The organism is Lujinxingia sediminis (genome assembly GCF_004005565.1).
GTDB lineage: Bacteria > Myxococcota_A > Bradymonadia > Bradymonadales > Bradymonadaceae > Lujinxingia > Lujinxingia sediminis.
The window spans coordinates 1-20512 of sequence record NZ_SADD01000009.1; the positions used below are offsets into that span (position 1 = coordinate 1).

General features: G+C 61.8%; 16 protein-coding genes and 1 tRNA gene. 4 read left to right on the forward strand and 13 right to left on the reverse strand.

Annotated features, from left to right (window positions below; genetic code table 11):
- Positions 1 to 1079: 1079 nt before the first annotated feature.
- From EA187_RS14360 to EA187_RS14405, 10 genes are all read right to left on the reverse strand, one after another.
- A complete protein-coding gene (locus EA187_RS14360; protein ID WP_127780725.1) occupies positions 1080 to 2786 on the reverse strand; it encodes a hypothetical protein in 1707 nt (568 codons plus the stop codon).
- Positions 2783 to 5038 (reverse strand): hypothetical protein, encoded by a 2256-nt coding sequence (locus EA187_RS14365; RefSeq protein WP_127780726.1) that lies wholly within the window; start codon positions 5036 to 5038, stop codon positions 2783 to 2785. The genes EA187_RS14360 and EA187_RS14365 overlap by 4 nt, the downstream gene beginning before the upstream one ends.
- Position 5039: 1 nt before the next feature.
- Positions 5040 to 5918 (reverse strand): hypothetical protein, encoded by an 879-nt coding sequence (locus EA187_RS14370; protein WP_127780727.1) that lies wholly within the window; start codon positions 5916 to 5918, stop codon positions 5040 to 5042.
- Position 5919: 1 nt separating this feature from the next.
- A complete protein-coding gene (locus tag EA187_RS14375) occupies positions 5920 to 8577 on the reverse strand; it encodes a hypothetical protein (protein ID WP_127780728.1) in 2658 nt (885 codons plus the stop codon).
- Positions 8578 to 8790: 213 nt separating this feature from the next.
- A complete protein-coding gene (locus EA187_RS14380; RefSeq protein WP_115608475.1) occupies positions 8791 to 9264 on the reverse strand; it encodes a hypothetical protein in 474 nt (157 codons plus the stop codon).
- Entirely contained in the window at positions 9261 to 10274 is a 1014-nt protein-coding gene (locus EA187_RS14385) for a phage tail tube protein (protein ID WP_115608473.1), read from the reverse strand. Before EA187_RS14385 ends, EA187_RS14380 begins: the two co-directional genes overlap by 4 nt.
- Before the next feature lie 259 nt (positions 10275 to 10533).
- Positions 10534 to 10800, reverse strand: coding sequence for a hypothetical protein (locus EA187_RS14390; RefSeq protein WP_127780729.1), 267 nt, complete (start codon positions 10798 to 10800; stop codon positions 10534 to 10536).
- Positions 10797 to 11249, reverse strand: a complete 453-nt coding sequence (locus EA187_RS14395; protein WP_115608470.1) for a hypothetical protein — start codon at positions 11247 to 11249, stop codon at positions 10797 to 10799. The genes EA187_RS14390 and EA187_RS14395 overlap by 4 nt, the downstream gene beginning before the upstream one ends.
- A gap of 48 nt (positions 11250 to 11297) precedes the next feature.
- Complete coding sequence (locus EA187_RS14400) at positions 11298 to 11567, reverse strand: hypothetical protein (RefSeq protein ID WP_127780730.1); 270 nt, start codon at positions 11565 to 11567, stop codon at positions 11298 to 11300.
- Between the two features lie 117 nt (positions 11568 to 11684).
- The gene (locus EA187_RS14405; RefSeq protein ID WP_164856288.1) at positions 11685 to 12209 is read right to left on the reverse strand and encodes a helix-turn-helix transcriptional regulator; all 525 of its coding nucleotides are present in this window, start codon (positions 12207 to 12209) and stop codon (positions 11685 to 11687) included.
- Positions 12210 to 12407: 198 nt separating this feature from the next.
- On the opposite strand from EA187_RS14405, the gene EA187_RS14410 reads away from it, so the two are divergent.
- Together EA187_RS14410 and EA187_RS14415 are read left to right on the forward strand one after the other, a co-directional pair.
- Entirely contained in the window at positions 12408 to 12914 is a 507-nt protein-coding gene (locus EA187_RS14410; RefSeq protein WP_241250204.1) for a helix-turn-helix transcriptional regulator, read from the forward strand.
- Between the two features lie 155 nt (positions 12915 to 13069).
- Positions 13070 to 14050 carry a hypothetical protein gene (locus EA187_RS14415; RefSeq protein WP_127780733.1) on the forward strand — a complete coding sequence of 327 codons (981 nt, stop codon included), beginning with the start codon at positions 13070 to 13072 and terminating at the stop codon, positions 14048 to 14050.
- Here EA187_RS14415 and EA187_RS14420 read toward each other — a convergent pair.
- Positions 14041 to 15141 (reverse strand): baseplate J/gp47 family protein, encoded by a 1101-nt coding sequence (locus EA187_RS14420; RefSeq protein ID WP_127780734.1) that lies wholly within the window; start codon positions 15139 to 15141, stop codon positions 14041 to 14043. The two genes, EA187_RS14415 and EA187_RS14420, sit on opposite strands and share 10 nt — an antisense overlap.
- 164 nt (positions 15142 to 15305) lie before the next feature.
- Between EA187_RS14420 and EA187_RS14425 the strand changes: the two genes are divergently transcribed.
- Complete coding sequence (locus EA187_RS14425; protein WP_115605813.1) at positions 15306 to 15974, forward strand: hypothetical protein; 669 nt, start codon at positions 15306 to 15308, stop codon at positions 15972 to 15974.
- Positions 15971 to 17407: a golvesin C-terminal-like domain-containing protein gene (locus EA187_RS14430; protein WP_127780735.1), complete on the forward strand. Its 1437-nt coding sequence runs from the start codon at positions 15971 to 15973 to the stop codon at positions 17405 to 17407. Before EA187_RS14425 ends, EA187_RS14430 begins: the two co-directional genes overlap by 4 nt.
- Positions 17408 to 17484: 77 nt before the next feature.
- Here EA187_RS14430 and EA187_RS14435 read toward each other — a convergent pair.
- Positions 17485 to 17556, reverse strand: a tRNA-Gly gene (locus EA187_RS14435).
- 60 nt (positions 17557 to 17616) lie between these two features.
- Entirely contained in the window at positions 17617 to 20403 is a 2787-nt protein-coding gene (locus EA187_RS14440; RefSeq protein WP_127780736.1) for a tetratricopeptide repeat protein, read from the reverse strand.
- Between the last annotated feature and the right edge of the window lie 109 nt (positions 20404 to 20512).

Sequence of the window (20512 nt, forward strand, 5' to 3'; positions counted from 1 at the left end):
GGCAGCTCCTTGCCCTGCTGCTTGTTCCAGTTCCAGAAGCCCGGGTCGAGAACATCTGGCGAGACGTACGAGCGCATCGCAACAACCAGATAATCCCAGCGCCCGGCGGTGCCCGGATCGGGATGATTCAAGCCGCGGTGGTCATCGCATAAAGACACCGAACGCGGTATATGTTGCGAGGCAAAGGGTGGACGACTCCCCCTACGTTTAGGTAGGGTCTGCGCGATCAACGCCGGTACCCACGGGGACACACAGGAGCTTTAAATGCGCACACTCATAGCACTACTCGCAGTCGTTACTCTCACCGCCTGCGGTGCCGACGAAGACGTCGAGCAGCGTGACCCGCGTTGCGATTACGAGGATGATCGGGAGTGGGTGCTTCTGAAAGCCGACGATAATTCGGGCGCGTCATGTATGTACCCTTACCTACCAGATGAATGCAGCGGGACAGGATGCCCTGTAAGGTGCGGCGGCTTCCGTCCTGATGAACGTCAGACAGTAGGTGGTCTTGTTGATGTATTAGCCGCCCCAAACATGACCATTTATGTCGAGTGTGCCGACGACAACGGCGAGGTAGTTCGGTTCGCCTGCAAAGAAAGTGCAGTGGTCCTTGTGGGTCCGGAGGGTTGCGCCATATCAAGCTACTTCGTACCGACGGCACCCAGGGATCTAAGCACCCAGTCAGTACCAGGCCCACACAGCAAGGTTTGGAAGGTTCCCGCGCAATAGCTCACACACCTACCTCCACATTTTTTAGCGTCAAATAGTCCATATATGAGTCCATCGTGTTCACCGCGGCAGCGGGTGTTTTTGTGGGCTTTATTGGGGTATTTTTACCAAAACGGTACCGGATGACTTCCACATGCTTTAAATAACCGTCGCGTTCCGGTGCACATTTTTAGCGACCACCATCGTTTATTCTTGGTGTCGTTTGTGGTGAGCCACGCGAAACGGCGGGGGGAGAGGAAAGACGTTCCCGCCTTTTTATAGGTGTCCAGCCGCCACCCCAAGAGCGTCTCGTCTCTATAAGTGCGGACCGTGTTGTGTTGTGTCCGGGCATAGGGCGTGTGTGTCGCGAATTATGCAGCTACCCCCTGGGAATCATTCCAGATAGAGTAGCCGAGGACGTGGAGACTGCAGTGTTCACGTTTGGGTATGCGATTTGACCCGTTTTGTTCGCCGGGCCTGTCGGAGCCCGAGCCGTCCAACCACTCTAGCTCAGCCTCTGCGGGGATCGTAATTTCGATACGCCGCATGTCCCATGGAAGTTCGATCTCCACCAGGTCCCAGCACTTGCCGTCGCGAGCGTGTGAACCGAAGTCGAGCATGCCCTCACGAAAGCACTGCTCAGTGCCATTTGGTCCTGTCGGATCTATATCACCGGGAAAGTTGTGATACTGGCGATGTTTCATTTCCAGCATATGTGAGCCACCCACACAATAGGGCACAAACACGATCTCGTGTTCCTCCCCGTTCACCAGGATGGTGCCTCGCGCGCCGGCCTGTCGAGCCTCCTCGTAGTCGGCGTAAGTCGTGGCGGTGTTGCGGTAGAGCCCCGCGATCATGATGCGCGCGATACGCCTCTGCGGCACTGCCGGAGCAATAGAAGGGGCGGGCAACTCCAGCGTTACCGGATCGTCGGCGAGTACCTCAATATGCGGGTGATGCTGCCGGTAGTTTCGATCGGAATACCAGTTGCTGTAGGTCGGTGCCTGAACGCCCGGCGTGCCCGCCCACAACAGACGTGGGCGCCGCGCCGTGGACTCCATCGACTGACGTATGGATTGAAGCGCTCGCGCGTCGGGAGACTTCCGTGCCTGCAGCGCCTCTCGCCGCACACTCTCCAGTCTCCCGTATTTCTCTCGTACCCCGATGCTACGGAACTGCGCGTAGCTGCACCACACCTTGGCCACGTAGCGGATGTAGCTGTTGCCATCCTGCCCGGTGAGCTCGGGCACGTGGGGGTAAATGCGCATCACCCGGGGTAAAAACGCCCCGACGTGGTCGACGACCTGCACACCCTGAGCATACCACCGGGGAATCTCGTTGGTGGTGATGAGCGCTGCGCACGTGGTGTGGTTGGCGTCGGGATCAAACTCAGGGCCTCCGCTCTCGCCATAAATGGGATCGGTCTCCTGCACCACGACCTGGTCAGGTCGGCGAGTCTGTTGGATGCCGTATACTTTATCGTCGATGCTCGGCAGGTCCTCCCCCAGCTGCTTATTCCAATTCCACCGGTTCGTATTGAGAACCTCTGGCGAGACGTACGAGCGCATCGCAACAACCAGATAATCCCAGCGCCCGGCGGTGCCCACGGACTCCCGGCAGTCCCAGGTGTGGTTTACGCGTTGCCAGACGTGGTCGAATTTGCCTGGCTTGGCACCTTCGCCGCGTTTCGGGTAGACATCAAACACGCCTCCTTGAGTGGGATTGCTCGCGAAGCAATAGCGTAAACTTACAGGTGAGGGGATGCCGATTTTATCATATGGGCCGTGTCCCACCCGGATGTTGAGACTGATTAGAAGCTCGTGCAATCCGGGGTTAACATAATAAGGGATCACCATGACGGTGGCCCAGCTCGCAACCGAGGCAAACGCCCGGTGATTCCCATACGCGTTATCATCCACGCCGGATCCGGAGAAAAACGAGTGGGTATGCGATGTGCCCCCGTACATATGTAATTGTTCGGCGTTATCGAACATCGTCTGGAGGCTGTACTGGCCATAAGGCCGACCGGGCTGGCGTCCCTCAGTCGATTGAAGGCGAAATTGGCGTTTATTGGTCATGACGTTGTCCAGGAGTCGGGAGAGGGGTCAGCATCCCAATACGTCCAAATACGGTAGCGGTTATCAGGTTTCTGCAAGGGTGAGGATTGGCCGGTAAGGCTATTCCACCAGTCGTTTTTATAGTCGCCGAGGTCAGCGAGTTTGAGCACGACGCCGCGCCCGTACTCACCCATATATGCGTCCAGCAGGTCGGCATCTTCGTCTTGTAGCGAAGGGAATAATGCTACGTCCGAAGTCGACACAGGCTTAAGTACTTTATACACCGTTGAGCTTATGGGCTGGTTGTCGCGGTCGTAGAACTGGACCTGGTCACCGACCATAAACATGTTTTCTTCGAGACTCCCCCGCACTTCAACAACCTGTTTTTCAGGCCTATCATTGTAGACCTTCACTACCATCTCCGGCGCGATGACTCGGGGTAGTACGTCGTCGCCGTACCAGTTGCTCATCATCAGCTCGACCTCGGCGGTGTGCCGCACGCGGTCGAGCCTGATAGCGGTAACCAGGCCGATGAATCGCACATCATCTTCATCGGGCAGGATACGTGTGCCTTCTGGACCAATGACGCCCGTCTCAGGCCCGCCCTCGATGCGCAGCCACTCCCCAACCGGGGGAAGCTGTCGATGGTCCGCGGCGCTGAAATCGTCGAGAGGTACCTCTACCGTCATCGTTGGTGCGCGACTCAGCGCTGACTGTGCTTCTACGAGTAGCAGCGACACAAAATCACGCCGCCCACGGCTGAACGCCCGGAAGTCAAAGCGCCGCTCCGAGCTGGTGTAGCGAGGAGCCGGATCCGTCGGAGCTCGCCGTCGACGAACTTCAATCACATCGGGCTCGATGCGCGAGACCACGCCGCCCACTTCCGCCACGTAGGTAGCCTCGATGGCGCGCACCGGGTCGCTGATATCGATACGCGAGGGGAGCATCGCCAGTCGGTGCGCCGGCGTCTTTGGGTCAGCACCGTAGACATTTAAAAGGTCAAAGGGCGTTAGAAAGCGTCTGCGAGCGACGCCCAGCGCTCCGTCGTTGCGCAGACGCAAGAAATAGCCCTGGGGAGAGAGCGCCCAACCTGCGAGCTCCGACAGGCCCATCTCCACATCGATTAGCGAATGGTCCAGCTGCTCGGCAGTCTCTTCAAGCGTGTCGAACTCTTCGATGGCAATCAGGTCCTTCCACGGCGAGCCATCGTAGGTGATCAGTCCGCCTACGATTTTGGGCGACTGCTGAAAGAATCGCAGCCAGTCGCGTACAAGCCCCAGGCCTGTGCGCTGCGCGATCGTTTGCGTGCCCAGCAGTCCGCTTTGATCGTGCGCGTAAACGACCCTGGCGCGTCCGTCGACCACACCAACCTCGTCATCACTGGCCAGCATAGACGGGGTGTTAATGAGCCCGTTTCCGATAAAAACACCGCCCTGCCCGGGCACGAGTACGACGTCGTCGAGCTCCACGACGGGACGTCCCGGAGGATCGTTTCCAGACGGGGGCGGCGTTATGGCCTCACCCGTCTCAAGCTGCACGGTGCCGATCCAGCGGCCAAAGGGCTGTAGTGCGGCCTGAACGTGTGCGTATCGCCTCTCGTCGACCAATCCCTCCAGGGGGCGCATCGGGTCGACTGCGGTGATCTCCACCTCGTTTTGCTGCGCGCTGTAGGCGCGGCGCTCAATAAACTGCCGCCACACCCAGCGTACCTTGCCGCCAACGTAGTCGATGATCAGCATACGGCGCCCGGCGAGCGGGGGAGAGCCGACGTAGGCGACGACCTCGGTCGCGTTTTTAAAGGGCAGAGGGAGGCTTGCCATAAGGTTGTACTCTCCACCTCCCAGGTCCTTTACCGCATAGGTCGTTGTGGAGGTGTGAAACTCGGAATGCGGCGGAGCCTCGCCAGAGACCCGGTAAACGTAACGCCCGGGCGCAGCGACAAACCCTTCCACCTCGGAGAGCCCGGGCATGGTCCACTGGAACGCCTCGCCATAGTCCTGCACCGCGCGTGCCTGCTCGATGGCCTGGCAGACGCGCTCAGACGCCACAAAGGTCGCCGTCTGCTGCGAGATGGTCATCGAGCCCGTTACCATGTCGACTCCCGTGCTGGGGTCGCTCGGAGGCCCCACAAGCTGCGCCACGTCGCCGAGATCCAAATCAGCCGGCACATCACCATAAGTGCCGATGAGCGAGACATTACCCGTGCCCGCGCGCACGCCTTCCAGGACAACGACGCAGCCTTTGTTCAATCCTTTGTAGCGTCTCAACGTCATGTTAACCCCATGTGTCATTGCCGCCGATCACCCGCATGGCAAACTCGACGTCGTAATACTCTGCGGATCTGCTCGCGCGGCTGATGCAGCTCTCGAACTCATCGGCAAACTGGCTGCCCTGGGGTGACTGCAAGACCTCCCAGCGCGCGGCGGTGGTGATGTCCGTGGGCATCGTCCTAAGGTTGTAGGCGGCGTACACCGGCTGGTAGCGGCTGATGCCCCGGTCCCACAGGTCGCAAAATTGATTCTGCGTCCAGCGGGTGCCGAGGTTGGCCACGTCGGCATAGGCCGGGATGTTGGCGCGCCCCTCAATCACGTGGGCGGCTGCCACATTGCGATAGGTGACCGAGCGAACGCGGTCAGTTCCCCACCGGGTGAGGTGCAGACCCTGCCCGCGCCCACCGCTCACATACTGCTCCGCGATGGTATTGAGCGGGCGCCTCGCCGGAGCCCGAAGAGAGCGCCAGCAACCCCCGAAGGGCTCGTCGGGAGAGACAACCCAGCCATAGCCGGTGTCGACGGCATCCCGGGTCTCAAAGTCCATCCCGAGGAGCTTTGTCAACATCGGCGTAGAGCTCGCCGCATCTACGCGAAACGATGCGTCGCTGGTGAGCTGCACTCCCCACCCCGGCATGAGCACGTCGTTGACAACGTATCCGATGGGACTCCAGCCCCACGACTGCCCGGGAAATGTAGTGTCAAGCAAATCAACAATATACGAAAACAACGAGGGATACTCGGTGCCCTCACACATCGCATACAAATCGGGCTCAACCGTGATCCCGAAAGAGTTCCAATTATCGTCGCGAACATAGAGTTGTTCACCTCCCATCTCCAGGGGGTAAAAATACGCATCAAAACCTGTATCCAAGTGGGTCATATCAACCTCTCAAAGCGCTACCGCCAATGGTGAGTTGCGCAGCCCGCTCTAGCTCGCTGGCGACGCGCTGGGTGCTGGCCGTCTGACGCTCGAAGAAGTTGGCGCCCTGGTTGTTGACGTTGATGACGATCTGCTGCCCCTCGCGGTCATACTCGCGCAGGGCCTCCAGATAGGCCTGGGTCTGGTACTCCTTGAGCTCCTGCGGATCGGGAGTGTGGATCGGACCGCCGCTACTCGATCCCCCACCGGAAAGGGCTGCAGACGACGTGCCAGCCGAAGAGCCTCCTCCGCTTCCAGCCCCGGCTGCGACTGCCCCATACATGGTCGCGGCCACCCCGTGAGCGATGGCGCCAGGGATGTTGCCCGTCGCACCGGCTGCTACAGCCGCAGCAGCCTCAAACGCTGCCTGAATGCCCGCCGTCTCCTGCACACCCAGCCCCAGCGCTTCCATCGCCCCTTTGGCTGCTGCCGATCCCGCGGTCAAAGACCCCTCCAGGGCGACAGCGGACTTTTTCCCGGCGTCCCGCAGCGTAAAGAACTCATCGCTCATGCCGGAGAGCGCATCGACTGTTTCGCCGATACCGCTGACACCCAACGCATCGAAGGCGCCCGCAAGAGAGCCTCCAAGTTTGTCGGCATACTTGAAGTGCTCCTGCAGCGCTTTCCTTGCCTTTTTGCGCTCCTCCTCTGCTTTTACTCGTTCCTCGTCTGCCTTCTTACGTTCGGAGTCTTTGATCTCGGCCAGCGTCTCTTCGTAGCCGATCTCAATGCGCGCGTACTCCAGCCTGCGCTCCTCGTCGCTCATTTCCTGCTGTGCGACACGCATCAGGGCCAACTCGCGCTCGGCACTGGCGCGCTGCAACTCGTCGCGTGTGTTAAGGATCTCCAGCTCTTGGTTCGCAAGGTCGATGGCATTTTGTTTGGTCTTCGCCTCCTCCTCGGCCTCTTTCTTGCGCTTCTCACGCTGCTCATCCATCTGAGCTGTGGCGACGTCGATCGCCAGCTCTTCTTCGGCGTCGCTCAGGCCGCGGTGCTTAATCTCGGCGATCGAGCGCTTAAGCTCGATATTCTCGCGCTCCTCATCTGTCGTGGCTTGCAGCGCCTCCAACTCCAGATTCATCAGAGCGATGCGCTGCTCGCTCTGTTTACGTTCTTCGGCGGCGCGTTCTCTGCGCTCCCTCGCTCGATCAGCGGCACGTTCGCGTTCTATGCGTTCGCGTTCTTCCGCCGCACGTGCGTCTTGATCGTTGAGCGTGTTATTCAGTTTAAACTGTGCATCACTCGGCGCCGGCGACTCGACGAAGTCCTTCATCATACGTTGCACATTGTCTGGGATAAATAATCCGGCAAAACCATCCCAGATGCTTTCGAGCTCTTCGCGGCTTCCTTGCTCTCGATCTGCACGCGCTTTGGCACGGCGCTCGTGTTCCTCCGCTTCCGCCTTGGTCATCAAACCCTGGCCATCGGCATAATAAGAGGCCATCGTGTCACCGATAAACTGCCATGGAGTAGTATATTTAAAGACAAGGTCGAGAACGCTTTCATTCGCAGTTTTGCCAATTTGTTCGAAGGCGAATCCGAAATGATCGACCATGTTTTTGGTGCGTTTTTCATCGTCTCCGAAAAAGTTATATAGCGCTTGCGTGCCAGTATTGAGATTGTTCGCAAACGTGCTGAGATGACTCGCCCCTTCCTCCAAATCACTACCCAGTGATATTACGGCAGCGCCACCTTCTAGAAGCGCCAACGCCAGCCCGCCTAGCGCCTGTCTGGCGTCTCCAAAATCGTTCTCCAGCTGAGCGACCTTTTGGAGCGTCGGATCGATGCTTTCAGCGGCCCCCTCGGTGCGCTCGCGCACGATGTCCATCGCGATGCTGGCCCGGATGCTCGCGTCTTCCACCCGCGTCAATTTTTCTGCTTCTTCCTTACGAAGCAGATTCATCTCTTTGAGCTTTTTGATGTCGCCGGTCATGGCTTGACCGATGGCCACCGAGACTTTTTCGAGATCGCTTCCGCTATGTTGCGCAGCGTCGAGTGCCGTGCCTAATGTAGCGTAGGCCGACTCGGTATTTCCAGTGATGTTAATCAGGTTGGTAAGGGCCGCGGCCTGGGCCTCATCACCGAACACGGTGCGACTCTGCGCATCTGCGAAGAGGGCGTTGGCCTGGCTCATGCGCTGAGCAACCTCTTCCGCAGTGGCACCGGTAGACTCCAACGAGGAGCGCAATCGGGCGTCAATGGCGAGTTGCTCTCGTTGTTCGTTAACCATGGCTTTGATGGTATCACCCGCAAAACCATAGGTCTTGTAAACAGCTGTCATTGCCGGTTTGACGTTTCTTTCCACCGCATTTATAGCCTTTTTAAGATAGGCGTTAGCTTTGCTAAGCTTCCCGACCTTATCTGCCGCATCCTCAGCTTCGTCGCCCGCCTTCTTGACGCCTTCCGCTTGAGCCTCGGCAGCGCGCGCGCCGCTCTCCGAGTTTGCTTGGAGATGTTCAAGAGGAGGCGTCAAGGCTGCGGTGGCAGCAGCCGTATGTACCGCGGCACGTTCTAGTTCGTTTGAACTCTGGGAGAGTGCCTTTGTAGCTTCCGTGATCAGGAGGAGCTCGTCGGCCCGCGCCTCGAGCTCCTCCTGAGTTATGTAGACGTTATCTGACATCGCTTCACCTCACTCCGATGCGCTCCAACAACTGACGTTGTTTTTTGCGCTCATAGGATTTGTTGCTTTGTTTGGCCGCACCCAACGCGCGCCAATAGCGAATCCGTTGCCCCACGGTGGCAACCCAACGTGGTAGCGCAGTGAGGGGCACGTTTCCGTGCTGCACATATGTAAAGTATGTGGCGACCAGCCCGTCGACCTCGCCGTACCCGCTTAGCTGGCACTCCCCGTGTTCGAATCCTCCGCATCGCTCGCATCTGCAGGGGGGCTCGCAGTAGATTCGCTGGAGGTACGCGTCGAGGATTTTCCCAACGACGGGGGCAGCTCTCCGTGCCGAATGGCGTAGTAAAGATCCAGCTGTTGCGAGCGTGAGAGCGAGTTGAGCACGCGGCTGCGCATCGCTTCGCTCAAGTCCACCCAGGGGTTGCCGCCGACCTCGACGAGGTGAGCATCGATCACCGACATGATCTTCTTGAGCTCATCAGGCTTCAGAAAGGGATCTTCGCCGCGCTCTTCGCGCTCGCGACGAGTCGCTTCTACCTCCAGGCCGAAGCGGGCGAGTTCGAGGTAGGTCGCGTGACCCGCGACGTTGTGGCGAATCTCAACGGGTTGGCCTCGCAGCTCGAGCGTCATGGAGCGGTCAGCGCCCCCGTTGAGAAGGTGTTCCAGATCGATGGCGTTGTTCATGCGCTCCTCCCGAAGTTCAGAGTCAGTTCGTTTTCACCGGCATCGGTGCCATTGCAGTGGATGGGCACATCGAAGGTCATCGCCCCGTCACCGCCGCGTCCAAACGATCCGAACTGCATCGAGGGGGCCGTGATCGTCAGGGTGTCGCCGTTGCTGTTCTCCAGGCTCACCACAAGCTCAAACGCCGTGCCGGCCTCAATGGCGGGTAGAAGCGTATTGAGAGCCGCTGAACGCCCCTTAAGCGTCATGCTTCCGGTGACGCGGTCCCCGGGAGAACGCTCAAGATGAACGTAGGAGAGGGTGGTATCGGCGGTGGTGCCGTCGCGGTCTTCACGCACCTGCCAGTTGGTGCTGAAGTTCACACTTTCGACGGGATAGCTGACCGCATCCGCGGTGAGTTCTGCACCGACCATGATGAAGCGGTTTTCCTCTCCGCTGTAGACCGCAGGGGTGGCCGGTTTTGGCGTTGCCGAGGAGGGGAAGCTGGCGAACTTGCCCGTGAACTCGCCAGAGAGCCGAACCGGCTGTCCCATCTCGAGCGTGAGCGTCGAGTTGCCGCGCATGCCGGTGTAAACAACTTTTCGGGCGTTCTCTCCGTCATGCTCGATGAGGTATTCAACGAAGGTGCAGCTCGGCACCTTCGTCATGTTGTCGCCGGTGACGAGGTTGTGCTCGTACGAGGGCGGCGGCCCAACGATGGCTTGCTGCGCCCAGTTGCTGGCGAGCAGCAGAGGGGTGACGGGCAGCGCCGGAGTTCCATTTGGATCCACGATGCCGGTCAGCGCGATTTCCCAGCTCACCGAAGCGCCGCCCTGGAACACGTCGTGCGATCTGCCGCTGTGCGTGGCGCGCATGCCTGCATCGGGCACAATCTCGTTGGTGGTGGTCGGGTTAAAGCTCAGAAATGCCAGAAACTCGGCGGGGTCACTCCCGACAAACGCGTCGTCTCCGTAGCTGCTTTCAGAGGCCACTGCCGTCAGGCGATTGACCAGGCTCAAGGTGCCTTCCATACGTCTCCTTGTGGGGCAAATCCCCACGGGTTGATGGTGACGTGTTCGCTATAGAACGCCGTCACCGTGTTATGGGCCCCATGGCCCGGTTGTCAGAAACTCAACGCTGCTTCACGCTGCGATCACCTGCGCTTTGTGTTGCGTCGTTGTGTGTTCCCTTCACAATGAGTCGGGAGCTGCACGTTTGAGCAGGTGTCGATCGGCGTTCGACCTGGTTTTATGCGGGTGATCAAGGGTGGGACAGGGGCCAAAACGTCGTCTAATGGTGCGACGACACCGCCCGCTCCAGGAGTTTTGCGGCGCGCATGGTGGCGCGAAGCTCGCGGACCTCTTCCTCGCGCTCCTGCAACCGGCGCTCGATCCAGCGCGCGCCGTCGGGCATCGCGCGTAACTCGCGCACCCGCTCGTAGAGGCGCAGCGCCGTGGAAGGGGGGCGCCCCCCGGCGTAACCCGCCTGACGGGCGGCCTCGCGGCTTCCGGCGCCGTTGAGCTTTGCGAGCACGTAACGTTCCGCCTTGCTGCTCATGCGCCCTCCTTGATGTTCGCGGCGTGCTCCATACGGTGGCGGGCCAGCATCCGACGCTCGGCCAGGGCCTCCTCCACTCGCCCGTCCACCCGCTCGACCTTGCGGCCGACGGTGGTCTTCGACCATCCCTGGATCTCGCGGTAGGAGCGGTGGTGGATGCGCACCTCGCACCACACCGTCCAGTCCTCTTCCAGGCTGCGGTCGCGCGCCTGGGAAAACGCCGCCTCAAGCTCCCAGCGGGTGCTTAAGTCACGGATATGGCCGGGCTCCGGGGGAGGGGCGTGTTGAATGAAGAGGCCCACGCTGCGGTAGTCCAGCGCCGAGAGCCCGCCGCATTGCAGCGCCAGGCGCAGGTAATGGTCGACGGCGTGCTCGGCGCTCACATAGCGGGGGAGGCGCTCTTCGCGCAGGGCGTCGGTGGAGAGGGTGAGGCTATTTTCAATAAACATGCGCATGCTCCTATGCGTCGAAGTTGAACTGAGGAGCTGAACATGTTGTCAGTGTCTGCGGGGCTCGTCACGCGAAGTAACGTTACTTGAGTCGTTCGAATTCGAATCGCCTTCCGCAAGCAAGAGCTGGCGCGCTGCCTGCAGGTGGGCGATTGGAGTTCGCCTCAGGCTGGCGATCTCATGAAGATCGAGCGTGCGCAGGAGCTCGGGCTGCCCCAGCCAGGGCAGAAGCCCCACCAGCGCCAGACGCACCTCCGCCGAGAGGTCGCCGGTGAGCAGGCGGGTTGCGAGCGCAGTCTGTGTGGAATCCCCGGACATCATCACCTCAGTCATCTAAACAGGTGAGCAGTATGCGGGGACGATAAACCCGGGGTCAACGCCTGGAAAGGTGTCAGGATCATCGTATAGCGATAAATAAAGCCTAAGGCGCTGACATTAAAGCGGGTTTTTCTGCAGAAATTCGGGGGGAAAGGTCAATGTGAAGACCCATTCGACCCGGCCGATGCGATCGACCCAGGGGCTGTCTACGACCGCTGGAAGATGGGTTTGAACCCACTCGGGAGGCAGATTGGCGCGTTCATAGAGCTCGGCGGTGGTGACCACGACCACGCCGGTCTCCGCGTCTAGAAATGCCGGCAATGTCGCCAGGATCAACGCGACGTGCGGATCCAGACCGGCCAGCGCGATGGCGTTTCGCCAGGCGTTGATTCCGGCGTCGCTGCGCACGAAGGTGGTGGTCTCGGCCTGCGCCTGAGCCCGGGTGTTGAGCCCTGCCGCCAGGCGGCGTAGATGGGTCACGCTGATCTCCAGCGCCCCGGCGATCTCGCTGACGCGATTGTCGGGAGGATCGCTGGCCTCCCACCGCGAGATCGTCATCTTCGAGACACCCAGCCGATCGCCGAGTTCTTCCTGGCTGTAACCCTTCTCCGTTCGAAGCTGGCGTATCGCGAGGCTAAGCATGGGGGGCTCGGGGCGGGATGGATGAGTATCAACGCGGGAATCGCGCATCTCGGATAGTACCGATTCGAGAGAATTGCAATCCGCTCTTGCTGTGTAACGTGGCTAACGGTACATGTGTTCAGGTTGCTATGACGAGGCCGGATGAGCTGGCCTTGCTGGCGACGTCCTGATGCACGAGAGATAGGAGGTGCCATCGTGATGCATTCAAGCGTGAGCAGGGAGCAAGGGCCACAGGAGCTGTCGGATCTGCGGGCCCGCGAGGGCTGGACCCAGAGGGAGCTGGCAAAGAGGCTCGGGGTGAGTCACACCACGGTCAGCTACTGGGAGCGCCACGGTTTACCCCGGGGGCGACGAGGAGATATCGCGCGCGTTTTCGGCCTCAACGCTACGCAGATTCGGTGCCTGACAGCTTCCGCTGAGGTTTCGGGAGCTGGCCGAGAATCCCTCGTCCCGCTCGGCCAGCTGGAGCTCGCTCGTCTTGAGCGTGACGCCGCCCGCCGCGCCTACGACGAGCTGGCCGATGACCTGAACACCACCATCCGCGAGCTTGTCGATGCCCTGGAGTTTTACGCCGACTACGCCACCTACATGATCCCGGACGAGTCCCGACTGAGGATCGTCAAGGCCGGCTACCGTCGCCCCATACTCGCCGACGGGGGCTGCAGAGCGCGTGTAGCGCTGGGGGAGGAGGGGGGAGGGAATTGAGCAGGAGACCTGACTCCGTATGTGTGTAGGCTGAGTTTTGACCACACACCTCGAAGGTGAAGACATATTCTGCTAAGAATCTCAGCGCTCTCTAAACGTTGTCTGATTTCCAAAAAAAGACATGATTCGACCTCACCCGAACCCGGGGTTTCACCATGCTTCTCCGCGTCCTGATGCTCACGCTACTCGCCCTCTCGCTCGCCTGCGGAGACTCCGAGCCCGGCACCCAATCGCAACCTCGCGACACCGGAAGCGACATCTCCGAGCCCGATACGGATACTTCGCCCGACGCTGACACGGGCGAGGAGCTTGACGCGGGCGAGGAGCCTGACGCGGGCGAGGAGCCTGACGCGGGCGAGGAGCTTGACGCGGGCGAGGACACCGACACGAGCGATGAACCCGACGCGGATGCCGATGTCGACGCCCCTGACTGCACCTGCGACGCCGCCACCGAGTGCTGCGACGGCTGCGACCCCATCAACGCCGGCACCTCCTGCGACGATGGCCTGGAATGCACCCTGGGCACCACCTGCCAGCCCAACGGCACCTGCGGCGAACCCACCGGCTCCCCATGCGACGCGCTGATCGACCACCCGGAATGCCAGAGCGTGAGCTGCGACGAGGTTACGGGCTGCAGCGCCGTGCTCCCCGCACGCAACGGGTTCGCCTGCGAGACCGACACAGAAGATCTCCGCGTCATCGACGGCACCTGCCAGGCCGGCGAGTGCGTCGGCCGAGTCTGCACCTGCGATGAAGAGAGCTCATGCTGCAACGGCTGCGAGCCGATCGCAGAGGACGAAGCCTGTGACGACGGCAACCCTGACACCGGTGGAGATAGCTGCCAGGCCGGGGCGTGTGTGGGTGAGCCTTGCAATTGTGATGAGGAGACGGCGTGTTGCGATGGGTGCTTTTTGGAGCCGGCTGGAACGCAGTGTGGGGAGGAGATGTTGGACTGGTTCTATGAATGCGCCAGCCACAACACGCGTTACCGATTCCAGCGTTATGCGGGCTGCACCGGCGACTCACCGATATGTTCCGAAGAGCCAGAGCATAGGGTGGCAATCCAACAACCTTATGAGCGTGACTGTCCACTTGGTGAGGTTTGTTATCCCCATGGCGGTTGCGGTTATCCCTGAATGACGGTTGCGCCACTTTGCGCAGCGAGCTGGTAAGGCTCGACGGCGACATCATCAGGCTGACCGTCGAAGAGCACCTCGACACCCGTGATCCCTTCAATCTTTGCAATCTCCACGATCAGGGGCAGACGTCGAGCAGTGTCACCCACTCCCAATGACTCAAAATACTTTTCGACGGTGCTCTCTACTTCTTCACTCACGCTCGCTGCCGTCACACCTTCAACTTCCACCGTCACATCGACGGTGACTGCCTCGGCATAGCTCCACTGCACCACGGTCTGGGCCCCGTCGGCGGTGGTCACCGTCCATTTCTCGTCGTTGCCAGCGGTGCGCACGCCTGCGGTCAGCGCGTGATATAACAGCTTGGCCACCTCCTCTGTTTGGGTGGAGTTCTCCAACGCCCCGTCGATACCCTGCCCGTAGATGTAGACCACTGCGCTATGCGGCGGCGCCTCTACCCCGGCAACCATCCTGGTGCTGTTGGTGGGGTTGTCGAAGACCTGGGCGCTGGTGATGAAGCTGAACTCCAAGAGCTTCCCGCGAATCACCGCACAACTCGACCCGCCCTGAATCTGCAGCGAGAACGCCCGACGCTGCCGAAGCTGGGCATCAGTCTCCCGGTCGATGCCCCGGGTAGCAGCCTGCGGGTTGGTGACGCTGAGCCAGCCCGCCACCGGGGTGACGATCTTGGTGATGGTGCCGGGTTCTGCGCCGAGCTCGCCCACCACTTCCGAGCGCGCGGCCACCAGCGCCACGCCCTGTCCGGTTCCATCGTCGGTAAGGGGGGCGGCCTTGGTGGTGCGCCAGCGCTGGCGAGCGGTGTCCTCGACAATCTGCCCGGCTGGCACCGTCACACCGCTATCACCTGTGAGCTTGAGCTCCACGGTCGCTGGCTGGGCTTGCCGGCGAATCACTCGCGTCAGCGCACAGCGCTTGTCCAGATGAATGCCCGACGCCGTGGCCGGGTCCTGCGCGTCGTAAACGGCATGCAGAAGCTGCGCGTTCTGGTCGAGCTGCTGGGCCATCAACGCGGTGATGTTGCCCAGGAAGGTGTCGCGTCCCCGGTCGATGTGAAGACGGGGCTCAGCCACCTTCCCAAACAACCCCGCCGGGGCTTATGCTTAAGCTCGGGGTTTCTCCACCCCACTCCGATACACCTCTGGCGCTGCTTTGTATCAAAATGCTCCGGCCGACCTTGCACCTGTCCGACTGACCTCGCCAGGGCACCGCCGGCCCCCCCGACTCGGGAGTTTGAATGGATGTTGCTACTCGCCACCGCGATCCCCGGCTGCGATATGCCTTCTCTGGCACTGTCAGCACACTGGCCATGAGCGTTGTCTGCACCCTCGGCGTGGGCTGCGCCGAACCCGGGACCGAGACGTCGCCAGCGCATGCCTCATCCCAACCCCTCGTCACCCTGGAGCGCTCCGAGCCCCGGGCTGAGGCTGCGGCCGACGCGTCATTCAAAACCATCGAGCCTGACCGGGAGGCCGCCGCCCGGGCCGAACGCCTCTCCCCCGAGCGCGTCTCGGAGGACGTGCTCAAACTCGCCGTCGCCTCACCGGTGCCGGTGCTGCTCCCCGACCATGACGCGCTCCTGGCCACCCTGCAGCTGACCACCGGCCCCACCTGGTATGGTGCGTCCATGCGCGGCGAGGATTTTGGGGTGGTGATCCACGGCACCAACGCCCGGCACAGCCTGCCGGGAAGCGGCCTCAAAGAACATCCGGACGCGCAGGCCGGCCGCCCCGTCTTAAGCCGCACCCACGCCATCGTCACTGTAAGTTTTGAGAGCTTCGACGTGGCCTATTCGCTGGATATCGACTGCCAGGACCCGCTCAAGAACCCGCGCTGCGCCGAAGACGCGTTTGCCTGGGAGTTGGTCGAAGGGCTGAAGCTACTCGGAGCGGAGGCCACACGATGAAGTCAATGACGTTGAAGACCTTTAAGACGTTCGTATCTGGCGCCATCTTCGGCCTGGGCGCGGCACTCGTTGCGATGCCGGCGCAGGCCGAAGAGTTCACCTACCAGCCTCCCGGTCAGCTCGTGGATGGCAGCGGCACCGGGCGCGTCGACTACACGGTCCACGTGCCCGGAATGCGTTTTCCGATCGAGCAGGCCCCGGCCTACCCCAACTCCCAGGTCTGGGGACACGGGGGCATGAACGGCCCCGGCGGCGGCCAGTGCGACCCGGGCAACTACAGCTACCCCTGGTGGGATAACTACTGTGAGACGCGCTCCTGGGATATGCCCCTTTGTCCGGGAGGCCAGGGCCACCAGGGGCAGGACATTCGCGCGGCGACCTGCGATAACAAGACCCACTGGACCGTGGCCGCCGAGGCCGGCACGATCACCAACGTCGGCACCTACTCGGTCTACCTGATGACGGCCGACGGCACCCTGCACCGCTACCTGCATATGGACCCGGCCACCCTGGCCGTCTCCACGGGCGATACGGTTGCGGCCGGCGACAGGTTGGGGCTTGTCTCCAACGCCTTCGGTGGCACGCCCACAACCATTCATCTTCACTATGACATCCGCCGCAATGTCAGCCCGCACGGCCAGGTCTACATCCCCGCCTACATGTCGCTGGTGACCTCCTACCAGGAACTCATCGGGCAGCCCGCCGAGCCCTGCGGCCTCATCGGTGCTGAGGGCGGGGTGATCGACAATGACGACGCCTGCTTTCAACTTCTGGGCAATGCCGGGACCTGGCGCACCGAAGAGGTCGGCCACGGTGGAAGTCTCAACTGGACCTATGCCTGGGACTCCCCGGACCCCGATGGCTACGCCCGCTGGAGCCTGCACGTCGAAGAGCCCGGCGACTATGAGCTGGAGGTCTACATCGAGCCGACCATCGCCAGCAGCGCTCGGGCGCGCTACAGCCTCTTTGCCGATGGTCAGCAGCACGATCTTCGTCTCGACCAGGGCGCGGCCAGCGGGTGGACCTCCCTCGGAACCTTTCGCTTGAGCGGGGAGAGCGGCGAACGCCTGGAGATCTACGACAACAGTGGCGAGGCCTTTGCGGATCGTCTGCAGTTCGTGGCGGACGCGTTGCGGCTGACGCGTCAGGGCGTTGAGGAGCCCGAGGTTGACGCTGGCGAGACCGACGCGGATCAACCTGATGCCGGCCAGAGCGATGCGGGGCAGGGCGATGGAGGAAGCGGGGATTCCGACGCCGGCGCTCAACCCGACGCCGGCGCTCAACCCGATGCCGGCGACGGGTCCGACGAGCGCATGCTCGACGAGAACTCCTGCGTGGGCTGCTCCTCCACCGACGCCGGCGGAACCTCGGTTCTGATGCTCGTGGTGATGGTCGGGCTGCTCGCCAGGCGGCGCGTACTGCGTACGCGCTGAGCGCGTACAAGGCCTTCCCAAATGAAAAACCCCCGACGCCGGAAGGCGTCGGGGGTTTTTCGTTTACGCTCTGTGTAAGCGGGTGATGGGATTTGAACCCACGACCTTCAGCTTGGGAAGCTGACACTCTACCGCTGAGTTACACCCGCAGATCGTCCGATTAGATTAGGCAGTTGTGCGGAAGCGTCAAGCCTAAAGTGCGTTGGCCCTCAGGTCTGTGCCCCGAGGGCTTCGAGTTGCTCCTCTACCGTCCGGCGCATATCGGCGCTGAGTCCCTGGCGTGCATGAAGTTCGGTGAGGGTATGACGAGCCTCTTCGGTCAGCCCCAGCTCCAGCTCGCAGAGGGCGATCTGGTAGGCGGCGGCGTCCCGGGCATCGGGGTCGTCGGCGGCCTGGCGGAACTCGTCGAGGGCCTCGTTGAGAAGCCCCATCTCGCGGTAGGCCACACCCAACTCGAGGTTGGAGTTGACGACTTCTCCGAAGTTCGGAGCGGGGACCTTGCTGGTCGCGTTGGCCGCGTTGGGATTGAACTTCTGGGAGAGGCTGCGCGCGCCGAAGGGGTTGTCGGCTGCGCCCAGGCCGCCGCGCACCTGCATCAGCTGCGCGCGTCGCTTGGCCAGACCCGGATGGTTGGGGTGCTGGTCTTCAAAGGTGTTGATCGCCTCGGATGCCTCTTCGGTCAGCCCCTGCTGAATGAAGAAGTCGATCTCGGCCATTTCACCCATCGGATCGTCGCCGCCGATGTTGACGTCGCCGCCGGAGAACATGTCGCCGAAGAGGTCGTCGAAGAGGTCGTCGGCTTCCACGTCGGCAAAGAGCGCGTTGACGCTGGGAGCTTCACCGCTGGCCGGCGCGTCATCGAGCGCCGAGAAGTCCATCTCGACCATCCCTGCGACATCCTGACTCAGATCCATATCAACGACGTCGTTGGTATCGAAGGCCAGCTCATCGTCGGAAACCACGCTGGAGGCGAAGTCCAGCCCGTCCATCAGATCCGACGCATCGACGCTCTCAAAGGCGGCGATGTCGGCCACGTTGATGTCATCGAAGTCGGCGATCTCCTCGATCGACTCGATGTCACCCAGGGAGAGAGGTTCGGCCTCGGTGGCCTGCGCCAGGCTGCTCTCGGGCGCGTCGCCAAAGGCGTCGAAGGCCGAGTCGAGGGTCTCCAGCGCGGCGTGCACCGCTTCGTCGGCTTCAAACTCCTCGGAGGGAGGCAGAAAGTCGACGACCGCCTCATCGAGAAAGTCCAGAGAATCGGAGACGGGGTCGGGCTCTACGCTTACGAAATCGTCGATGGCATCGACATCGACCTGCATCGTGCCCGGCTCGTCGCTGACCTCGACCACCTCAATGGCGTCGATTGAAATCTCGGCGATGCCCTCGGTGGGGGGCGGGCCGTTGAGATCGATCCCGAGCGCCTGCGCGCGCACATGCACCGCCTGCGGGTTGGGAGCCACCTCCAGCGCCTCGATCAAAAACTCATAGGCCCGAAGAGGCGTCTCGGCGGTAAGCTCGGCCAACGTGATCAGCATGCGGTAGGCACCGGTCTGATCGCGGGTGGCACGCGCAAGATCCAACTTCTGCTGATGGGCCACGACGCTCTTAGGAGAGCGTTCCAGGGCGGCCTCAATGGCCGCCACAGCCTTGTCGTAAAGGCCGTATTTTAAGAAGACCTGGCATTCGCTGAGCATCTGCCGGATCTCGTTCTCGCTGGCCGGCGCGGCTTCGACCGCCTCGATCTCAATGAGCCCTGAGGAGGTCCCATCGTCGAGAAACTCCACTTCGTTGGTGATGTCGACAAAGGCTTCCACCGATTCGGCCACCGGCACCTTCGGCTGATGCTGATGGGGCTGCGGAGCGCTCGGACGGGCGGGCGGCACCTGCGGCGCTGGCGAGCGGTGGGGCGCCGACGGTGCTGCAGCCGCGCTGGTTGTGGCCGGCGCGAGCGCCACTTCCAGATCGTCGTCGAGAAACTCAATGTCGTCGTCGAGGAACTCCACGTCGCCGAGATTGTCGGCCGGAGCCGGCGTGCTCTGGCGAGCGCGCAGCGCGTCGGTGGAGGGCGCAGCGGCCAGCACGCCGCTGTCTTCGGTGGAGCTGGCGAGCCCCAGTGCCTCTTGCGCCTGTGCGTTCTTCGGGTCGAGGCGAGCGATACGCCGCCAGGCGTTCTCGGCGTCGGCGCGTCGGCCCGCCGCGCTGTAGAGCGGCGGCAGGGAGAGCAGCACCATCACCGCTTTATCGTCGCGCCCGAGTCGCTCAAAGGTGTCGCTCAGAAGTTCCAGCGTCTCCACATCTTCGGGGGTCTCCCGAAAGAGGATCTGAAGATGCTGCAAGGCGGTCTGCTCGTCGCGACGCTCCAGATGCAGGCGCACCACCTGCTTGCGCAGATCGTGGCGCTGCGGCGTCAAAAAGAGCACGCGCTCCAGCACCTGCAAAAGCTCATCGTGGCGCCCTTCCTCCTCAAGCTTCGCAGCGCAGAAGCTAAAGGCTTCGATGGCCTGGGCGTTGAGCCCGTCGCGGGTGTAGCGCTCGGCGAGCTGGATGCGCAGACCGACGTCCTCGGGGTCGATGCGCGCCATCTGTTCGAGCATCTGGCGCTGGCGCTCGCCATCGCCCAGCTCTTTGTACATGCGCTGGGCGTGATGGAAGGAGCGCACCGCGTCTTTGAGGCGCCCCAGCCGGAAGTAGCACTCCCCGATGGCGTGGTGCAGAGCGACATCGCTGTCGTCGAGGCGCTGGGCCTGCTTGTAGACGGCGATGGCCTTCTCGTACATGTCTTGCTGGGCGTAGCGGTCGGCTACCGTCTTGTAGGCCGAGAGCGCCTCATCGACACGATCGAGCTTGACGTAGAGGTCGCCGCACTTAAGCAGCGTGCGCAGATCGGAGGGATCGTCTTCGGCCAGGAGAATATACTCCTTGAGGGCCTTATCCCAGTTGCCTTTGCGGATGTGTTTCTGAGCCGCGTTGAGCACTTTGTTGCGGTTGATCGCCACGGAGTTCCCTGCGCGTCGCAAGACGATGAAGCCGGGGGACGGGACGGCAATGGGTGCGGCCGCCCGGCGAGAGTTTCAATAGGCTTCGGGGGGGGTAAAGGCCGATGAT

Excerpts from the sequence above, each read along its gene's own strand:
- EA187_RS14360 (WP_127780725.1), bottom strand. The coding sequence starts at position 2,786 with ATGACCAATAAACGCCAATTTCGCCTTCAATCGACTGAGGGACGCCAG.
- EA187_RS14365 (WP_127780726.1), bottom strand. The coding sequence starts at position 5,038 with ATGACGTTGAGACGCTACAAAGGATTGAACAAAGGCTGCGTCGTTGTC.
- EA187_RS14370 (WP_127780727.1), bottom strand. The coding sequence starts at position 5,918 with ATGACCCACTTGGATACAGGTTTTGATGCGTATTTTTACCCCCTGGAG.
- EA187_RS14375 (WP_127780728.1), bottom strand. The coding sequence starts at position 8,577 with ATGTCAGATAACGTCTACATAACTCAGGAGGAGCTCGAGGCGCGGGCC.
- EA187_RS14380 (WP_115608475.1), bottom strand. The coding sequence starts at position 9,264 with ATGAACAACGCCATCGATCTGGAACACCTTCTCAACGGGGGCGCTGAC.
- EA187_RS14385 (WP_115608473.1), bottom strand. The coding sequence starts at position 10,274 with ATGGAAGGCACCTTGAGCCTGGTCAATCGCCTGACGGCAGTGGCCTCT.
- EA187_RS14390 (WP_127780729.1), bottom strand. The coding sequence starts at position 10,800 with ATGAGCAGCAAGGCGGAACGTTACGTGCTCGCAAAGCTCAACGGCGCC.
- EA187_RS14395 (WP_115608470.1), bottom strand. The coding sequence starts at position 11,249 with ATGTTTATTGAAAATAGCCTCACCCTCTCCACCGACGCCCTGCGCGAA.
- EA187_RS14400 (WP_127780730.1), bottom strand. The coding sequence starts at position 11,567 with ATGTCCGGGGATTCCACACAGACTGCGCTCGCAACCCGCCTGCTCACC.
- EA187_RS14405 (WP_164856288.1), bottom strand. The coding sequence starts at position 12,209 with ATGCTTAGCCTCGCGATACGCCAGCTTCGAACGGAGAAGGGTTACAGC.
- EA187_RS14410 (WP_241250204.1), top strand. The coding sequence starts at position 12,408 with ATGCATTCAAGCGTGAGCAGGGAGCAAGGGCCACAGGAGCTGTCGGAT.
- EA187_RS14415 (WP_127780733.1), top strand. The coding sequence starts at position 13,070 with ATGCTTCTCCGCGTCCTGATGCTCACGCTACTCGCCCTCTCGCTCGCC.
- EA187_RS14425 (WP_115605813.1), top strand. The coding sequence starts at position 15,306 with ATGGATGTTGCTACTCGCCACCGCGATCCCCGGCTGCGATATGCCTTC.
- EA187_RS14430 (WP_127780735.1), top strand. The coding sequence starts at position 15,971 with ATGAAGTCAATGACGTTGAAGACCTTTAAGACGTTCGTATCTGGCGCC.